The sequence below is a fragment of the Streptomyces sp. NPDC031554 genome (assembly GCF_055580685.1).
Genome location: NZ_JBVIKX010000003.1, coordinates 387,513 through 404,896, shown reverse-complemented (window position 1 = coordinate 404,896; position 17,384 = coordinate 387,513). Strand labels below are relative to the sequence as shown.

Genomic DNA, 17,384 nt, shown 5'->3' with positions numbered 1-17,384 from the left:
CCCGTGGAGTATGCCCGTGGCGGGCCGCGCGAGTCCCCGGAACGGTGAAGATGGCCGTGCGGACCGGTCCTGCCGGTACGGGGCGGCGTCACCGGGCCGCGACCGGCGCCGGTGAGGGGGAGCGGGGGCCGGGCCTACTCGTCCGTGAAGACGTCCTCGGCCGTCGGGGCCGTGACCGCACGCCGGTGCCGGCGGCGCGGGATCTCGGGGTCGCCGCAGCCGGTGACGCGTTCCCGGACCGCCTCGGGGACGTCGATGCCGCGCACCTCCAGGATGTCCAGGACGTCCTCGGCGGCGCGCTGAGCTCGGCCCTCGTCGCGGGTTTCCTCGGAGAGGGGTGACGTGTAGAAGGAGAGGTCCACGGCCACCGGGTTCCTCCGCAGGTGTGCGGCCGGCTGCTTGCCCAGGCCTTGTGCGACGAGTTCGACGATCGGGTCGGTGATGCTCTGCGGCGCATCCCGTAGAACGGTCGTCATCGATTTCAGTACCCCAGGTAGGTGATCTGGACGATGTAGACACGCTCGCTGCGTACGACGACCTGGTATCTGAACATACCGCCGGGGACGATGACGTCGCCCCCCTTCGGGTCGATGCCCTCGTGGGCCCGGCCGTGAAGGTGGACGGCTTCGGCGGCTCCGACCAGCTCGTCCGCCTTCCTTTTCACACCGGCGAGGAAGTCGGCGGGTGCGGTGCGGGCGGTTTCCTCCGCACCGAAGGCGTACTCCCACTTCCAGCTCAACCGCGCACTGCTTTCATGGCTTCGTCCAGGACAGCGCTCAGCTCTCGCAGAGCCTCCTCGGCGATGACGGGATTCTCGTGCTCCAGCCTGCTCTGTGCCTGCGCGAAGCGGGAGGACAGAGCAGGACGCCGGGCGATCTCGATGTCTCGGGCCCAGGTGAGGACCCAGCTCCGCACGGGGCTCAGGGACTGCCACTCCACGGCTTTGGTGAAGGCGTCGTCCTTCGTGGCCTGCATCTCGTCCAGGCGCCCCGGATCGACCACGGCGAGAGCCGTGCGCAGGGCGTCAGGAGTCTGCTCGGGACGTGGGATCAGCTCGTGTCCGTGATCGGCCTGAGTGCTCATGGTGTCCTCCACAGGGTGCCCTGGCCAGGGTATCCGGACGGGGCCACGGAGGAGCCGGACCGGGAACCGGGCAGGCTGCGAGCGGCCTGTCACGGCCGGCCCTGTTCACCGAGGGACGGCTCGTCGGTTTTGGTGTCGGGGACACCGGAACCGACACCCGCTGAGGCGCAGCCCCGGCAGTGGTGGGGGTCGGGGCCTCGGTAGCCGAGGTCGCAGGTGTCGCAGAAGCGCAGGGGGTGCCGGACGGGCGGTGGTGGCTCGGGAGCGCGGTACGGCGGGAGGGGCGGCAGTTTGTCCGTCAGGCGGTGGGCCAGGAAGGCGGCGGGCCGGACCAGGGGCTCCAGCGGCAGGTCGCGGGCCAGTGCCTTGCGTACGGCGGTGGGGGTGAGGTCGCGCTCCAGCCAGGCGACGACGCCGGGGGCGAGGTGTTCGGCGTCGGTGGCGGAGAGCAGCAGGCGGGGGTCCTCGCGGCGCAGGCCGGCGAGGACGTCGGTGGCCGTCCGCAGGAGGGCGGGGGAGCTGTACGAGGGTTTCGGTACGGCGGGGAGGGCGCGGCGGCGTGCGGGTTCCCGCTGCGGGGCGTCGGCCGCGCGGCGGGCGGGGGGCTTGGGCTTGGGCTCGGTCGCCTGGCCCGCTCCGGACGTGGCGTCGCCTCGGCCGGGCTGGTTGCAGGAGACGGTGCGGGTGACGATGCGGCCGGCCGGGGTGCGTTCCCGGGTGCGCCGCAGGTAGCCGTGGGTCTCCAGCTCGCGCAGGGCGGCGGCGATCCGGGTCGGGCCCTCGGGGAAGCGGGCGGCCAGGGTCTTGATGCCGATGGGGGCGCCGGCGGGGAGGGACTGGATGTGGCAGGCCAGTCCGATCGCCAGCAGGGAGAGGTCCGGGTGCTGGGTGAGGTGGTTGCCGATCACCGTGAAGCGGGTGGTGTGGCGGCTGTTGTCGTGGGTGACGCCACCGGGGTGCCCCTGGGCGTGAGCGCGCCGGTAAGGGTGGTTTTTCCCGCTGTTACGAGACTGGGCGTGCGGGTGCACGCTAGGGTTTTCGGTGTCCATCGGGAAGGTGCTTCTTCCTTGGTGGTCAGGCCCTCGCCGTGGGATGCCAGTCCCGGCGGGGGCCGTTTGCGTGTCTGGGGCGGTACGTGCGCTGGTGTGCCGTACTGCGCTGAGCGTAGGGCAGGCAACCCGTCACAAATCCACTCCAGTTGGTGATGTTCACTCGCGAGAGTGAGCCTGCGCCGTGGGCGGGAGGGGTGGGGCTTGGTGGGGTTTCTTTCTCCCCGGTGGTCCTTGAAAAAGACGGCCGACGGCATCGGAACCCGCGCGATCGGGTTCCGGTGCCGGTGGCGTTTCCGCTGGTCAGAGTGGCGGTAGGTCGAGTTCTGCCCATACGGTCTTGCGGGGGACCGGCCCGAGCCGCACGCCCCAGCGGTCGGCGAGGGCCTCGACGAGGAGCAGGCCGCGTCCGGACTCGGCGTCGGGGGCGGGCCGCCGGCGGTGCGGGAGGTCGTCACCGCGGGTGTCCGTGACCTCGACGCGGAGGACCGCGCCACGGGCCAGCAGAGCGAGGCGGAAGTCGCGTCCGGGGAGCCGGCCGTGGACGACCGCGTTCGCGGCGAGTTCGGCGACGAGGTGTTCGGCGGCCTCGGCGACGCGGTGGGGCAGGTCCCGGTCGCGCATCCAGTCCACGGCGAGCAGCCGGGCGAGGCGGGCGCCGCGGGGCGTGGGTGACAGGAGCACGCTGAAGTGGTCGGCAGGCGGCAGAAGTTGGGTGGACTTTTCGCTGTTCACGTGACCGAGCGTGGCCGCACGTGCTTACCGTGAACAGTGACAGTGCTGATACGTAGGGTGACTGTCCGGAGCTTGTCGGCCGCTGTCCGGACCGTCGGAGACGGGCCCGCGGACAAGGGCGTCACGGCACGGCGGTACGACGGAGGGGTGCGGTATGTCGGTGGACGGCGAGGCGGTGCGGCTCCGGACCGAGGCGGACGAGCCGGGGTGGGAGGTGGACCCCGACGACGAGTGGGGTGTGGCCGTACTCGCCACGGTGGGGCGGCAGTTGAGGCTGCGGCGGGAGTCGGTGGGGATGCGGGCCGCCGACTTCGCGGTGGCGGTCGGGTACGGGGAGGACCTGGTCTACAAGGTCGAGGGCGGCAAGCGGATCCCCCGGCAGGAGTACCTGGACAGGGCCGACGAGGTGCTGGGCGCGGGCGGACTCCTCGCGGCGGCCTGGGAGGACGTGAAGAAGGTCCGGTATCCGAAGAAGGTTCGAGAGCTGGGGAAGCTGGAGGCCAAGGCTGTCGAGATCGCGTTGTACGAGTGCCACATCGTCCCTGGGCTATTGCAGACGCCGGAGCACGCACGATCGGTGATCGGGGCGGCGCAGCCGCCGTACTCGCCGGACGATGTGGAACGCATGGTGGCCGCGCGTCTGGCCCGGCAGTCGGTCTTCGAGCGCTCGCCCGCGCCGGCGCTCAGCTTCGTCCTGGAAGAGGGGGTCTTGCGGCGTCCCATCGGAGGCAGAATGGTGTGGCGTCAGCAGCTTGAACATCTGCTGGAGGTGGGGCGGTTGCACAACGTCGTGCTTCAGGTGATGCCGATGGACTGCGACACCCACTCCGGCCTGGACGGTCGGATCGAGCTGCTGAAGTTCCCAGACGGTACGGCGGTGGGCCGCTCCGACGGCGCCTTCAACGGTCGGCCGATCCACGAACTCAAACACTTGCGCATCCTTGAGCTGCGGTATGGCACCATCCGGGCTCAGGCGCTCTCACCACGGGAGTCGCTGGCCTTCGTCGAGCAACTGCTGGGAGAGACATGATCCGCAAGACCACTGCCGGGGACGGCTCAGAACTGGCGTGGTTCAAGAGCAGCTACAGCGGCGGAAACGACGGCAACTCCTGCGTCGAGCTTGCCGTCACGCACCACGCAGTGCATGTGCGTGACTCCAAGCATGTCGAAGGCCCCCGTCTCGCGCTCTCCCCCGGCGCCTGGGCGGACTTCGTGGGGTACGCCTCCGTACGCTGAGGTACGGGTCCGGCTACCCCGCCACGAACTGGGTCAGGATCGCCTGGACCTCGTAGATGTCCACGCCCTTGGTGAACGTCTTCTGGATCGGCGTCGCCGTGCCCGACACCCAGATCTTCAGCTCGGCGTCGAGGTCGAAGGTGCCGGCGGTCTCCACCGCGAAGTGCGTGATGCTGCGGTACGGGACGGAGTGGTACTCCACCTTCTTCCCGGTGATGCCCTGCTTGTCGACCAGCAGCAGCCGCCGGTCGGTGAACAGGATGGTGTCGCGGATCAGCAGGTACGCGGCGTGCACCCGCTCCCCCTGCCCCAGCAGCCGCGCGTAGTCCTGCTGGGCCGTGCCGGAGTCGATGGTGTGCGCGTTGCCGAACAGAGCCATGAAGGTGTCCCCCACTGTGTCGTCGCTGTCGTGGTGAGGGACGCCGCCGGGATGCCGGACAGTTGCGCGGCCGTGTCGGGCGGGGGTTCCCGTCAGGTGTCGTAGGTGCCGTCCCACGGGGCGCCGAAGCCGAGCCGGTCCGGGTACAGCTCCGCCCAGTCCTCGTCCTCGTCGCCGTCCTCGTCCTTGCGGACCACCAGGCCGAACAGGACGTCCTCGTGGGTGACCTGGAAGGGGCGGACGGCGATGTCCGTGTACGAGCGGCGGGGCAGGCTGCGCAGGAGGCCGGCCAGGCGGACGCGGGCGCGGGTCAGGGGCGAGTCGTCGCCGTGGGGGTCGCGCTGCTGCTGCGCCCAGGTGCCGGCGCACCAGATGTCCGAGTCCCGGTAGCGGCCCTCGGCGTCGAAGGTGTGCAGCACGGTGTAGAGGCGCTTGTGCTCCTCCCAGCCGTCGTCGGGACGGAAGCCCTGCGGGAAGGCGTACGTGACCGACGCGAGGAACTGGCCGTCCGCGTACCGCCCGATGGACTCGGTGCGGTGCTTCGGCCGGTAGGCGATCGGAACGACCTCGGGAACTGCCATGGCGGAAACCATACGGCTCGGCAAGAACATGGCGGAGCGGGGGACACCCCTGCGCCGGTTCCGCCACACCCTGTCCGGATTGGCCTCCGCTCCGGGCGGACGCGGACGCGGGCGCGGACACGGGCGAGGGACACGGCCGGTCCCTCGCCCGCGTGCCGCGGCTTCGCGGTCAGGAAGCCTGGGGCGAGTCGTCCCCGGGAGCGTCGGCGAACAGGTCCTCGGCCGTGGTCGCGGTGAGGGACCGGTCGAACCAGAGGGTGAGGGTGTCGAGGTCGGTGCAGGAGGTGATGCGCTCGCGCGTGTCCTCCGGGACGTCGACGCCCCGCTTGTCGAGCACGCGCAGGACGAGCGAGGCACGGTCCTCGGCCTTGCCCTCGGTCAGGCCTTCCGCCTTGCCCTCCAGGTACGTCTCCTCGAACAGCGTCCCGTGCCCCGGGAAGTAGGTGATGACCTTCGACATCAGCTCTCTCCATTTCACTTTGACCGGAGTGTTCTCCAGGCCGACTTCGGTTGCCTCGCACCAGTACTTCGTGGGGCCCCGGCCGAGCGACTGGAATCCGCGGGCCAGCGTTTCCAGTATGGCGGGGGCCCTGCGGCTCTCGCTGTGGACGATCGCGGAGAGCACTGCCAACGCCGGCTGCCGGGCCACCGTCGACTCGTCGGTGATCTCCGGGACGGTGTCCGGCCCCAGCACGAAGGGGTGTGTGACCTGTGTGGTCCACGTGCCCACGGTGCACGGGAAGGGGCCCGCGGCCCAGTTCGCCGTGGGCCGGTCCCGGCAGACCACGACCAACAGCACCGGCATGGCGTACTTCGCGCTCAGGTACGCCACGTAGTAGGACCAGCTCGTCGCCTTGTCCGGGTCCTGTTTGGTCTGGGACTCGATGGCGAGCAGATAGCTCTCCCCCTCGGGCGGTTCGACCTTGAGCACCGTGTCGACCCGGCGTTCCAGCGGTCGGATCTCCGTGGCGTCAGGGCTGAGCGCCTTGTAGTCCTCCTTGGCCGGGGGAGGGACCCCCAGCGTCTCGAAGACGAGGTCGAGGGCTTCCGGATGGTCCTGGAAGATCCGGTGTGCGGCCTCGTGGGTTGATGTGACCATGTGCGCACCGTAGATCGACCTATGGGCGACTATCGGGCTGATACAGAGGAGTTCACCCTTTCGAGGAGCGAAGAAACGTTCAACGGCCTTGCTCGTCGGTGTCGGTGAAGAACCAGACCCGCTCACCCGTCGGCGGTGCCGGTGGGTGAGCGGGTCTGGTGACTGCTCCGGGGGCGTCGGGACGTACTACGTCGTCGACGAGGTCATGCCTCCTGGCCGCCGAAGCGCTCCTTGTACGTCTCCAGGTCCTCGTCCGTGAGCTTGGCGAAGAGGACCGGGGGGACCGTGAAGGGGGTGCCGGCCGGGACCGCGGTGAGGGCCTTCGCCTCCGCCTCGGTGACCCAGGTGGCCGTGTCGGAGGGGAGGGAGAACGCCTCGCGCATGACCTTCGCCGTCGCCGGGATGAAGGGCTCCGAGACCACCGCGTACAGGTGGATCAGGTTCATCGCCGTGCGCAGCGTCAGGGCCGCGGCGTCCTTGTCGGTCTTGATCTCCAGCCAGGGGGCCTTCTCCTCCAGGTAGGAGTTGCCCGCCGACCACAGCGCACGCAGCGCGGCGGCCGCCTTGCGGAACTGGAGCGCCTCCATCTGCTCCTCGTACTCGGCGAGGAGACGCGCGATCTCCGTGCCGAGCCTCGCCTCGGCCTCGCCGGGCGCGCTGCCCGCCGGGACCTCCTCGCCGAAGCGCTTCTTCGAGAACGACAGCACGCGGTTGACGAAGTTGCCGAGGGTGTCGGCGAGGTCCTTGTTGACCGTGGCGGTGAAGTGCTCCCAGGTGAAGGACGAGTCGTCCGACTCGGGGGCGTTGGCGATGAGGAAGTAGCGCCAGTAGTCGGCGGGCAGGAGGTCCAGCGCCTGGTCGGTGAAGACGCCGCGCTTCTGGGACGTGGAGAACTTCCCGCCGTAGTACGTCAGCCAGTTGAAGGCCTTGACGTAGTCGACCATCTTCCACGGCTCGCGCACGCCCAGCTCGGTGGCGGGGAACATCACCGTGTGGAACGGGACGTTGTCCTTGGCCATGAACTCGGTGTAGCGGACGGGGTTCTCACCCGCGTCGGCCTCGTACCACCACGACTTCCAGTCGCGGACCTCTCCGTCGGGCGCCGCGTCCGCCCATTCCTTCGTCGCCGCGATGTACTCGATCGGGGCGTCGAACCAGACGTAGAAGACCTTGCCCTCGGCGGCCAGGTCCGGCCAGGTGTCGGCCGGGACCGGGACGCCCCAGTCCAGGTCGCGGGTGATGGCGCGGTCGTGCAGGCCCTCCGTCAGCCACTTGCGGGCGATGGAGGAGGCCAGCTGGGGCCACTGCGCCTCGTGCCGGGACACCCACTCCTCGACCTCGTGCTGGAGCTTGGACTGGAGGAGGAAGAGGTGCTTGGTCTCGCGGACCTCCAGGTCCGTGGAGCCGGAGATCGCCGAGCGGGGGTCGATCAGGTCCGTGGGGTCCAGGACGCGGGTGCAGTTCTCGCACTGGTCGCCGCGGGCCTTGTCGTAGCCGCAGTGGGGGCAGGTGCCCTCCACGTAGCGGTCCGGGAGGAAACGGCCGTCGGTGGGCGAGTACACCTGACGGATCGCCCGCTCCTCGATGAAGCCGTTCTCGTGCAGGCGGCGGGCGAAGTGCTGGGTGATCTCGACGTTCTGCTGCGAGGAGCTGCGGCCGAAGTGGTCGAAGGCCAGCGCGAAGCCGTCGTAGACCGCCTTCTGGGCGTCGTGCGCCTGCGCGCAGAACTCCGCCACCGGCAGGCCCTGCTCCTTCGCCGCCAGCTCGGCCGGCGTGCCGTGCTCGTCCGTCGCGCAGATGTACAGGACGTCGTGGCCGCGCAGGCGGAGGTACCGGGAGTACACGTCCGCCGGGAGCATGGACCCCACCATGTTGCCCAGGTGCTTGATTCCGTTGATGTACGGAAGGGCGCTGGTGATGAGGTGTCGAGCCATCGGGGGCTGCTCCCAGGTTGCTATGTACGGATCCTTCAAATCGTAGCCGACACGGGTACGCCGCCCGCTTCCCGTTTTACGGGGTGAGAAGCGGGCGGCGTCGGGGCGGTGCGGGAGGGGAGCCCCGCGAGGGCTCCCTCCGGTGGGGCGGGAGGCTCCCGCCGGTGGGGCTACGGGCGCCAGGTGGCCAGTACGCCCTCGTACAGCTCCTGGTCCGTGAGTTCCAGGGGGGTGGGACCGGCGTGGAAGAACGACGTGTTGCCGGTCTTCAGCTTGCGGAGGTAGTCGAACGCCTTGTTGTCGTGCTCACCGAAGGCGACGAAGGAGAAGAAGAGGGCGGGGTGGTTCTCCGCCGCGTCCGCGAGGGACTGGGTGGCGGGGGTCTTGGCGTCCGGGGCGCCGTCCGTCTGGAAGACCACCAGGGCGGGGCGGCGGGGGGACGACGCGTGCTCCTCGTTCCGCTTCTCGTGGTGGGCCGTCACGGCCTCCACGGCGGCGTGGTAGCTGGTACGGCCCATGCGGCCCAGCTCCGCGTGCAGGTCGTCGATCCTGCTCTCGGGGTCGGCGAGGGTGAGGTCGGCGGTGCCGTCCAGCTCGGTCGAGAAGAAGACGACGTGGACGGCCGCCTCCTCGTCGCCGGTGAGGTGGGCGGCGAGGGCCAGGGTCTGGTCGGCCAGGGCCTGGACGGAGCCGTCCTTGTAGTACGGGCGCATGGACGCGGAGCGGTCCAGGACGAGGTAGACGTCCGCCTCGGCGGCGGCGAGGTCCAGCTTGGTGAGGGTGGCCGCGGCGGCCTTGTGGGCGGTGGTGAGGTGCGGGGGGACGGGGGCGGGGGTCACGTCCGCCTCGGCTTCGCCTTCGGCGGAGTCGTTCCCACCCGCACCACCCGTGCGGGTCTCGACGTCGTCCGCGGGTGCCCCCTGTGGGGCGTCCTCGCCGTCGGCGGCCGCGGGCTCGGTGTCCTTTGCCGCGTCGGCCTCGGCGGCAGGCGCCTCGGCCTCGGCCGAGGACGCGGCCTCGGGCTCGGGCTCGTCTTCTGCCGCGGCCTCGGGCGTGGCCTCGGCCTCGGTCTCGGACGCGGCCTCGTCCTCTGCCCCGGGCGTGGCCTCGGGGCCGGGCGCGGCCTCGGTCTCGGATGCGGCCTCGGTCTCGACCTGGGGCGCGTCTTCGGCCTTGGTCTCGTCTTCTGCCGCGGGCTCGGGTGCTGCCGCGGCCTCGGGCTCCTGAGCGACCTCGGGGGCCTCCGCGGGCTCCGTCGCCGTCGGGGCCCGCTCCTCGACGGCCGGCTCGGTCACGTCCTCGGCCGGCTCCTCGGCGACGGGCTCCTCGACCGCAGGCGCGGCCGCCTCGGTGACCGGCTCCACGACAGCCGGTTCGTCCTTCTCCGCGACCGGCTCGGTGGTCGTTTCCAGCTCGGTGGCGGCCTTCGCCTCCGGCTCGGTGACAGTCTCCGCCTCCGGTTCGGTTGCGGCCTCCGCCTTCGGCTCGGTGGGCGTCTCCGTGATCGGGTCGGCCGTCTCCTCCGCCGATGCGGTGGTCGTCTCCGCGACCGGCTCGGCCGTGGCCTCCGGCTCCGGTTCCGTGAGCGGCTCGGCGGCCGTTTCAGGCTCCGGCTCGGCCGCGGGCTCGACCGCGGTCTCCGCGACCGGCTCCGTCGTCGCCTCCGCCTCCGGCTCCCGTTCCTCCGAGGCCGCAGGCTCTTCCGCAGCTGCGGACTCCTTCGACGCCTCGGGCTCCTCCGCAGCCGGCTGCTCCTCCGCAGCTGCGGGCTCCTCCGACGCCTCGGGCCCCTCGGAAGCCGCAGGCTCCTCCGGAGTCGCGGGCTTCTCCGAGGTCGGAGTCGCGGGCTTCTCCGAGGTCGGAGTCGCGGGCTTCTCCGAGGTCGGAGTCGCGGGCTCCTCCGAGGTCGGGGTGGGGGTTTTCGGGGGGGTCGTCTGGTCCGGGACCGTGACGTTGTCGAAGGCCGCCGCGACCAGTTCGTGTTCCTCGGCCGCCGTGCGGGGCTCGGGGACCTGGGCCGCCGGCTCGGGCGCGGGGGCGGAGGCGGCCGGTGCGGGAGCCGCCGGCTCGGCCGGCTGCGGCTCGGGGTGGTTCGCGGGTTCGGACTGCGAAGGAATCCCTGCCGCACCCTCCGCCTCGGCGGTCCGCTCCTTGCGTGAACGGCCGAACGCGTTCCGCAGGAGAGTGAGAATGCCCATGTGCGCAACCCTTCGCGTGAGTTGTTCCCGTCGATCCCTGGCCAGGACGGACACGTAAGGTTAGCGGCCCCCGGGGGTGATCTTCGGCAGGGGTGAGTGGGCGTCGGGCTGGTGTGTCAACACCGCCTCCCGGTCCGGTGGACCCCCTGGTGGCAGCCGGGGATTCACCCGCCGTTCACTCAGCGTCAGCGCCTGCGCACATACGTGCCCCTACCGTCACGCTCACACCCAAGGGCACGCAAGGGGAGATTCAAGGTGCGCAAGCTGCTGCCGCTGATCGGAACGCCGTCCCAGTCGCATCCGGGCGGACGTTCCGCCATGACCTGTCGTTTCCGGTGTGGTGACGCCTGCTTCCACGAGGTGCCCAACACCAGCGACAACGAGTACGTCGGTGACGTCATCGCGGGGGCCCTCAGCCGCCGCTCGATGATGCGCGCCGCCGCCGTCGTCACGGTGGCGGGTGCCGCCGGGGCGGCCGGTGTCGCCGGGGCGCGTCCGGCCGACGCGGCTGTCCCCGGCCACGGGAAGCCGTCGAAGCCCTCGAAGCCGTCGAAGCCGTCCGGCGCGCGCGGGCTGCGCTACGGCAGCGTCGCGCCGAACACCGTCGACGCCGTCGTCGTACCGGACGGCTACGACCAGAACGTCGTGATCCGCTGGGGCGAGCCCATCCTGCGCGGGGCGCCGGCCTTCGACCCGGAGAACCAGACGGCGGCCGCCCAGGCGGGCCAGTTCGGGTACAACAACGACTTCCTGGCGCTGCTGCCGCTGCCGGGCGAGCGGAACCGGCAGCTGCTGGTCGCGAACCACGAGTACACCGACGAGGTGCTCATGTTCCGCGGCTACGACGCCGCCAACCCCACCCGGCAGCAGGTCGAGGTGGCCTGGGCCGCGCACGGCCTGTCCGCCGTCGTCGTCGAGGGCGACCGCAGGACCGGCAAGCTCGTCGCCGTTCCGCGTCACCAGCTGAACCGGCGGGTCACCGCCACCACCGAGTTCCGGCTGACCGGGCCCGCCGCCGGGTCCGACCTGCTGAAGACCTCCGCCGACCCGACCGGCACCAAGGTGTACGGCACGCTCAACAACTGCTCGGGCGGCACCACCCCGTGGGGCACGACGCTGCACGGCGAGGAGAACTTCAACCAGTACTTCGCCAACAGCGGCCGGGCGACGGACAAGCGCTACGGCATCGGGACCGGGGCCACCGAGCGCAAGTGGGAGCGGTTCGACAAGCGCTTCGACGTCGCCCAGGAGCCGAACGAGGTGCACCGCTTCGGCTACGTCGTCGAGTTCGACCCGTACGACCCGACGTCCACGCCCCGCAAGCACACCGCGCTGGGACGCTTCAAGCACGAGGCCGCGACCGTCCGGCTCACGCACGACGGCCGTCCGGTCGTCTACTCCGGTGACGACGAGCGCTTCGACTACTTCTACAAGTTCGTCGGCAGCAAGCGGATGAGGCACGGCAGCAGCCGGTCGGTGCGCGAGCACAACCTCTCCCTGCTGGACGAGGGCACGCTGTACGTCGCCAGGCTCACCGGCGACTCCCCCGCGATCGAGATCGACGGCACGGGCAAGCTCCCGGCCGACGGCGAGTTCGACGGCGCCGGCGAGTGGATCCCGCTGGCGACCGCCACCGCGAAGGGCGCCGTCTCGCACGTCGAGGGCATGACCGCCGAGGAGGTGTTCGTCTTCACCCGCCTCGCCGGTGACAAGGTCGGCGCGACGAAGATGGACCGCCCCGAGGACATCGAGCCGAACCCGGTCACGGGCAAGGTGTACGTGGCCCTGACCAACAACAGCAACCGCGGGGTCGGCTCCAACGCCAAGGCGGACGAGGCCAACCCGCGCAACGCCAACAAGCACGGGCACGTCCTGGAGCTGACCGAGCGCTGGAACCGTCCGGAGTCGACGAGGTTCGCCTGGTCGCTGTTCCTGGTGGCCGGTGACCCGGCGGACCCGGCGACGTACTTCGCGGGCTTCCCGAAGGACGCCGTCAGCCCGATCTCCTGCCCGGACAACGTCGCCTTCGACTCCCACGGCAACCTGTGGATCTCCACGGACGGCGCGCAGCTCGGCTCGCACGACGGGCTGTTCGGGGTCGCCACCCGCGGCTCGCGGCGCGGTGAGCTGAAGCAGTTCCTGACGGTGCCGTCGGGCGCCGAGACCTGCGGTCCGCTCATCCAGGAGCGGCGCGTGCTGATCGCCGTGCAGCACCCGGGCGAGCTGGACGGCGCCTCCGTGGAGAACCCGAAGAGCACCTGGCCCGACGGGCCCGGCCGGATCGTCCGCCCGGCGGTCGTGTCGGTGTGGCGCGAGGACGGCCAGGACATCGGCGTCTGAGACACCCCGCCCCGCACGAGGGGCACGCACGCGGCCGGTGGCGGTGAGGACGGTCGTCCTCACCGCCACCGTCGTGAGGCGGGGGGAAGAGAGACGGGGCCGGCGCGTCGTCCGGTCCCTCCGCCGGGGACGGCGGCCCGGCGCCCCGTCCCCGGCCGTACGTCAGCGGAACTCCCCCACGACCTCGATGGTCCCGACGATGTGCGCGTTGAGGTCGTCCAGTTCCTCCGCGGGGATCCAGAGTTCGAGGATGGTCTTTCCGCCGGCCTGTCGCACCGGGTAGCGCGCGAGGAAGTCGCTCTCCACCTCGAACCGTGTCACGTAGCCGACCCCGGACGCGGGGACGTTCCAGTCGCGGGCGATGCGGATCGCGTAGTCCTCGTTCAGCACCGGGTAGAAGATCGGCTGTTCCGGCAGGCGCGGCGGCCATCCCCGCCATCCGGAGGCCTCGACCAGCGCCAGTTCCTCCGGGCCGGTGGGCCGCCAGAGGGTCGTTGTCGTCGTGCTGCTCATGGGGTGACGGTAGAGGCGGGGGCGGCCGGCGGGCCAAGGGTTTGCGGCCCCGCCGGGCGTGTCACCCGTCGCGTCACCGGCCGTGTCACCCGCCGTGCCGGTCGCCTCACCGTTCGTCGTGCCGGTCCCCGTCCACGCGTGCCAGGAACTCCCCCAGCACCGCGTCGAAAGCGGCCGGGCGCTCCAGGTTCGGCAGGTGGCCGCAGCCGTCGATCACCCGCAGGTCCGCGTCGGGGAGGAGGGCGTGCAGGGTCTCCGCGTCGCGGACGGGGGTGAACTCGTCGTCCGCGCCGACGACGACGAGGGCGGGGACGGTGACGCGACGGAGCAGCGGGCGGTGGTCGGGCCGTTCGGCCCGGCCGCGCAGGGCCGCCGCGGCGCCCTCGGGGGGTGCGGACGTCATCATGCGGTGGACGTGGGCCTTGACGGCGGGCGGGGCGTGCGGGGCGACCATCTTGAGGAGGACCTCGTCGGCGTAGCCGCGCATGCCCTCGGTGAGGAGGCGGTCGGCGAGGGCGTTGCGGGCGGTCCGGCCGGCGGGGGTCTCGGGCTCGGCGGAGGTGTCGGCGAGGACCAGGCCCCGGACCCGGTCGCCGAGGCGGGCCAGGCACTCCATCGCGATCTGGCCGCCCATCGACAGCCCGGCGAGGACGAGGGCGTCCACCCCCAGGTGGTCGAGGAGGTCCTCGACGTCCTCGGCGAAGCGGGAGAGGGGCGTGGTGCCGGGGGTGACCGGGGAGGCGCCGTAACCGCGCAGGTCGGGGGCGACGACGCGGCGGGAGGGGGCGAAGGACTCCAGCTGCGGGGCCCACATCGTGCGGTCGAAGGGATGGCCGTGGACGAGGACCAGGGGGACACGTCCGGCGGTATCCGCTCCTTCGTCCTGGTACGCGAGGAAGGGGGGCATGCGTCGACCCTAGGTCCGCTCAACTCGTCGGTGCAATAAGATCTTTGCCCTCGGTGCAATGCCGGAGGAGCCGGGAGGACGGGGAGGGAACGTGGGGGACTACCGGGCGATCGCCGACCGCATCGCCGACGACATCGCGTGCGGACGGCTGGCGCCGGGCCAACGGCTGCCGCCGCAGCGGCGGTTCGCGCGCACGCACCGGATCGCCCCCTCGACGGCCGGGCGGGTCTACGGCGAACTCGTGCGGCGCGGACTGGTGGTGGGCGAGGTCGGCCGGGGCACCTTCGTGCGGGCCGCGCCGCCCGTCCCCCAGGGGCGCGCGCTGGTCGAACCGGCCACGGCCGCGCCGGTCAACCTGGAGCTCAACTATCCCGTGGCGCCGGGCCAGTCCGAGCTGCTCGCGCCCGGACTCGCACCGCTGCTGCGGGCCGACGTGCTGACCGCGGCGATGCGCACCGCCGCGGCCGACGGCACCGCCGCCGCCCGTGCCGCCGCGGCCCGGCTGCTCGCCGTCCCCGGCTGGCGCCCCGAACCCGCGCGGCTCCTCTTCACGGGCAACGCCCGCCAGGCCGTCGCCGCGGCCCTCGCCTCCCTGGCCCGGCCGGGCGGCCGGGTCGGCGTGGAGGAGCTGACGTATCCGCTGGTCAAGGAGATCGCCGCCCGGCTGGGAATCGTGCTCGTGCCGATCGGCGGCGACGGCGAGGGGCCGCGGCCGGACGCCCTGCGCGCCGCGCACCGGACCGCCCCCCTCGCCGCCCTGTACGTCCAGCCGGTCCTGCACAACCCGACGTCGCTGACCACGAGCGAGCGCCGCCTGCGAGAACTCGCGCGCACGGTGGAGGAGTTGGCGCTGCCCGTCATCGAGGACCGCGTCTGGTCCTTCCTCCGGCCGGACGCCGTCCCGCTCGCCGCCCACGCGCCCGGCCTGACCCACGTCGTCGACGGCCTGTCCAAGCGGGTCGCGCCGGGGCTGACGGCCGGTTTCCTCGTCGTACCGCCGGACCGGACGGACGCGGTGGCCGCCGCCGTGCGGTCCGGGGGGTGGAGCGCGGGGCGGTTCGCGCTGGAGGCGGCCGTGCGGTGGACCGGGGACGGGACGGTCGCGCGGCTGGTGGCGGCGAAGCGGGCGGACGCCGCCCGGCGTCAGCGGATCCTCGCGGACCACCTGGGGGCGTTCGCCGTACGGACCGATCCGTACGGCTACTTCGCCTGGTGGGAGTTGCCCGCGCCGTGGCGGGCGGACACCTTCACGGCCGCCGCCGCCGCGCACGGCATCGCCGTCACCCCCGGCACCGCCTTCACCGTCGACCCGCACCGCACCCCGGACGCGGTCAGACTCGGCCTGGCGTCCGCGACGGAGGGGGAGCTGGAGCGGGCGCTGCGGCGGCTGGCCCGGATCGCGGCGGAATGGCCGGTGCCGTCGGGGCAGCGGGAGTCGCCGGGGCCGACGGGGTGGCCGGAGCTGCCGGAACCGCCCCGGCCGCCCCGGCCGTCACCCGGCGTCGGCGGACCAGGAGTGCCACCCACACGTACCGCGTGAGCCGCACCCCCGCCGCCACCGCCAGGCCCGCGCCCACCAGGGACCAGGAGGCGGTGCGCAGGCCGGCGGTGAGGGCGTCGTAGACGGCGGCCGCGGCGGGGCGGCCCGCCCCGCCGGCCGGCCCCGTGAGGGTGAGGTGCCGGGCGACGGCGATCGCGAGGCCGAGCAACGCGCCGCCCAGCGCCGTGCCCAGCGCCGCCGCGGTGAGGGCGCGGCGGCGGCGGGCCGCGACGGCGACGCCGGTCACGGCGAGGGCGGCGGCGGCCAGGGGGAGCCAGAGACCGGCGAGGTCGAGCACGCGGTAGCCCTTTCGGAGGGTGGCCGGCTCATCGGCCGGCAGCAGTGCGACGCGGGTGTGCGCGAGCGGCACCCGGTCGGCGAACGCGACGTGGTCGGAGGCCGGTCGGGCGCGGACGCGGAGGGCGACCGGGGCCAGGTCGACGGTGACGTCGCGGTCGCGGTCGTCGTGCGGGGCCGGCATCACGGCGCTGTGCGCGGCCTCGTCGCCCGCCACCCACGCGGTGCGGCAGGCGCGGGTGCGGGTGAAGGAGCGCGGCGCGTCGTGCACGAAGGGGGTGGTCTCCGGGGCGCAGCGGGCCGCGTTCGGCGGCCGCCCTGCGCGGGACGCCGTCGCCGACCGCGTCGACCACGGCGTCCCGCACGGCCGGGTCGGTGGCGAGCGGAGCCGTGGTGGTGCCGTACCGGCCGGTGTCCGTGAGGCCGTACGCCGCCCAGGCCGCCAGTGCGCCGAAGGGCGTCAGGAGGCAGGACAGGGCGATGAGGGCGGCCGGCACGGCGGTCCGCGGACGTCGGGACACGCCTCCAGGCAAGGCCGTGCGCGCCGGACGCGCGAGCGGGGGCGGCCACTCGGGTGGACCGCGACGGGACGGTGGCGGGACGGCGGCGGGACGGCGACGGGACCGCGGCGGTCGCTCGGGTGGGTCTCGGCCGGGACCGGGCCCGGACCGGGTCGCGCCGGGTCGCGTCGGGCCGGACCCGGCCGGACCTGGGGATTCCGCCCTCCGGTGGAGTGTTCACCCGAACGGGTGTCTCATGGATCTGGGGAGAAGAGAGGCGATCATGCGCGTCACTCCGGCCTCGCGGACAGCCGCCCGCAGGACGGCCGCCCTGCGGACACCGGCTCCGTGGAGCGTCGCCGGAGGCGCCACCGGAACCTCCTCGGAGGAGCGGGAGTGGGTCCCGCCCCTCCGGTGAGTGGAGGGATGAGGGAAGACGTGGGCCCCGGCGAGAACCGCCGGGGCCCACGTACGGCAGGGGACGGGTGGCTATCCGATGCGGTGCCCCTCCGCGTCCTCGTGCGTGTAGTAGCGGTAGAACATCACCGCGAAGAAGCCCGCCGCGACCGCGAGCGAGACGCCCGCGGAGTACACCGTGCTCGATCCGCTCTGGTTGACGAGGAAACCGACCGCGCAGCCGGCGAACACCGCCCACAGCAGGGCGTGCACTTCGCGCGGCAGCTTCGGGGCCACGGCGCGGACGGCGACGTACAGCGCGATGAAGACGAGCGCGGTCACGAGGCCGAACAGGACGTTCCAGCCGGTGATCGGCCCGCCGCTGCGCCGGTTCGCCGCGGCCCAGTAGCCGTAGACCAGGCCGAGCCCGACGGGCATGGCCCACTTCATGACCAGGTGGGTGCGTGCGCCGAAGACGTCGGGCAGGCCGCCCGCGCGGGACTCCGTCAGCGCCGGTGCCCGCGTGCCCGGTGTGGGTGCCGCATGAGCCATGGGAGCACTCCTCTCTGCCGGCCCCCGCTTCCAGGGCACACCTGG

At 72.5% G+C, this 17,384-nt stretch carries 17 protein-coding genes; 4 read left to right on the top strand and 13 right to left on the bottom strand.

Annotated elements, in window-relative coordinates; genetic code table 11:
- Positions 1-134: 134 nt before the first annotated feature.
- From ACZ5FU_RS10465 to ACZ5FU_RS10445, 5 genes are all read right to left on the bottom strand, one after another.
- Entirely contained in the window at positions 135-476 is a 342-nt protein-coding gene (locus ACZ5FU_RS10465; protein WP_468644885.1) for a hypothetical protein, read from the bottom strand.
- A 5-nt stretch (positions 477-481) separates the two neighbouring features.
- Positions 482-739 (bottom strand): hypothetical protein, encoded by a 258-nt coding sequence (locus ACZ5FU_RS10460; RefSeq protein WP_451530425.1) that lies wholly within the window; start codon positions 737-739, stop codon positions 482-484.
- Positions 736-1,083 carry a hypothetical protein gene (locus ACZ5FU_RS10455; protein WP_451530424.1) on the bottom strand — a complete coding sequence of 116 codons (348 nt, stop codon included), beginning with the start codon at positions 1,081-1,083 and terminating at the stop codon, positions 736-738. The genes ACZ5FU_RS10460 and ACZ5FU_RS10455 overlap by 4 nt, the downstream gene beginning before the upstream one ends.
- Before the next feature lie 89 nt (positions 1,084-1,172).
- On the bottom strand, positions 1,173-2,132 hold the full coding sequence (locus ACZ5FU_RS10450) for a helix-turn-helix domain-containing protein (RefSeq protein ID WP_469045211.1): 960 nt from the start codon (positions 2,130-2,132) through the stop codon (positions 1,173-1,175).
- A 303-nt stretch (positions 2,133-2,435) separates the two neighbouring features.
- Complete coding sequence (locus tag ACZ5FU_RS10445) at positions 2,436-2,867, bottom strand: ATP-binding protein (RefSeq protein WP_451530422.1); 432 nt, start codon at positions 2,865-2,867, stop codon at positions 2,436-2,438.
- A 154-nt stretch (positions 2,868-3,021) separates the two neighbouring features.
- On the opposite strand from ACZ5FU_RS10445, the gene ACZ5FU_RS10440 reads away from it, so the two are divergent.
- Positions 3,022-3,897, top strand: a complete 876-nt coding sequence (locus ACZ5FU_RS10440; RefSeq protein WP_469045210.1) for a helix-turn-helix domain-containing protein — start codon at positions 3,022-3,024, stop codon at positions 3,895-3,897.
- A complete protein-coding gene (locus tag ACZ5FU_RS10435) occupies positions 3,894-4,103 on the top strand; it encodes a DUF397 domain-containing protein (RefSeq protein WP_469045209.1) in 210 nt (69 codons plus the stop codon). Before ACZ5FU_RS10440 ends, ACZ5FU_RS10435 begins: the two co-directional genes overlap by 4 nt.
- Positions 4,104-4,116: 13 nt before the next feature.
- On the opposite strand, the gene ACZ5FU_RS10430 is transcribed toward ACZ5FU_RS10435, so the two are convergent.
- The 5 genes from ACZ5FU_RS10430 to ACZ5FU_RS10410 all read right to left on the bottom strand — a co-directional run bounded on the left by ACZ5FU_RS10430 (position 4,117) and on the right by ACZ5FU_RS10410 (position 10,294).
- Positions 4,117-4,482, bottom strand: coding sequence for a PH domain-containing protein (locus ACZ5FU_RS10430; RefSeq protein WP_451530419.1), 366 nt, complete (start codon positions 4,480-4,482; stop codon positions 4,117-4,119).
- Between the two features lie 92 nt (positions 4,483-4,574).
- Entirely contained in the window at positions 4,575-5,063 is a 489-nt protein-coding gene (locus ACZ5FU_RS10425) for a hypothetical protein (protein WP_363087625.1), read from the bottom strand.
- A gap of 169 nt (positions 5,064-5,232) precedes the next feature.
- Positions 5,233-6,162, bottom strand: coding sequence for an RpnC/YadD family protein (locus ACZ5FU_RS10420; protein ID WP_469045208.1), 930 nt, complete (start codon positions 6,160-6,162; stop codon positions 5,233-5,235).
- Positions 6,163-6,365: 203 nt separating this feature from the next.
- On the bottom strand, positions 6,366-8,096 hold the full coding sequence (gene metG, locus ACZ5FU_RS10415) for a methionine--tRNA ligase (RefSeq protein WP_451530417.1): 1,731 nt from the start codon (positions 8,094-8,096) through the stop codon (positions 6,366-6,368).
- A 170-nt stretch (positions 8,097-8,266) separates the two neighbouring features.
- Positions 8,267-10,294: a VWA domain-containing protein gene (locus tag ACZ5FU_RS10410; protein WP_469045207.1), complete on the bottom strand. Its 2,028-nt coding sequence runs from the start codon at positions 10,292-10,294 to the stop codon at positions 8,267-8,269.
- A gap of 255 nt (positions 10,295-10,549) precedes the next feature.
- Here ACZ5FU_RS10410 and ACZ5FU_RS10405 point away from each other — a divergent pair, with 255 nt between their 5' ends.
- Complete coding sequence (locus ACZ5FU_RS10405; RefSeq protein WP_451530415.1) at positions 10,550-12,634, top strand: PhoX family protein; 2,085 nt, start codon at positions 10,550-10,552, stop codon at positions 12,632-12,634.
- 162 nt (positions 12,635-12,796) lie between these two features.
- Here the strand turns inward: ACZ5FU_RS10405 and ACZ5FU_RS10400 are convergent, their stop codons facing one another.
- Together ACZ5FU_RS10400 and ACZ5FU_RS10395 are read right to left on the bottom strand one after the other, a co-directional pair.
- A complete protein-coding gene (locus ACZ5FU_RS10400) occupies positions 12,797-13,147 on the bottom strand; it encodes a hypothetical protein (protein WP_451530414.1) in 351 nt (116 codons plus the stop codon).
- A gap of 106 nt (positions 13,148-13,253) precedes the next feature.
- The gene (locus ACZ5FU_RS10395; RefSeq protein ID WP_468834115.1) at positions 13,254-14,054 is read right to left on the bottom strand and encodes an alpha/beta fold hydrolase; all 801 of its coding nucleotides are present in this window, start codon (positions 14,052-14,054) and stop codon (positions 13,254-13,256) included.
- Between the two features lie 91 nt (positions 14,055-14,145).
- On the opposite strand from ACZ5FU_RS10395, the gene ACZ5FU_RS10390 reads away from it, so the two are divergent.
- The gene (locus tag ACZ5FU_RS10390; protein WP_469045206.1) at positions 14,146-15,594 is read left to right on the top strand and encodes an aminotransferase-like domain-containing protein; all 1,449 of its coding nucleotides are present in this window, start codon (positions 14,146-14,148) and stop codon (positions 15,592-15,594) included.
- Between the two features lie 1,286 nt (positions 15,595-16,880).
- Here ACZ5FU_RS10390 and ACZ5FU_RS10385 read toward each other — a convergent pair.
- Positions 16,881-17,339: a hypothetical protein gene (locus ACZ5FU_RS10385; protein WP_451530411.1), complete on the bottom strand. Its 459-nt coding sequence runs from the start codon at positions 17,337-17,339 to the stop codon at positions 16,881-16,883.
- Between the last annotated feature and the right edge of the window lie 45 nt (positions 17,340-17,384).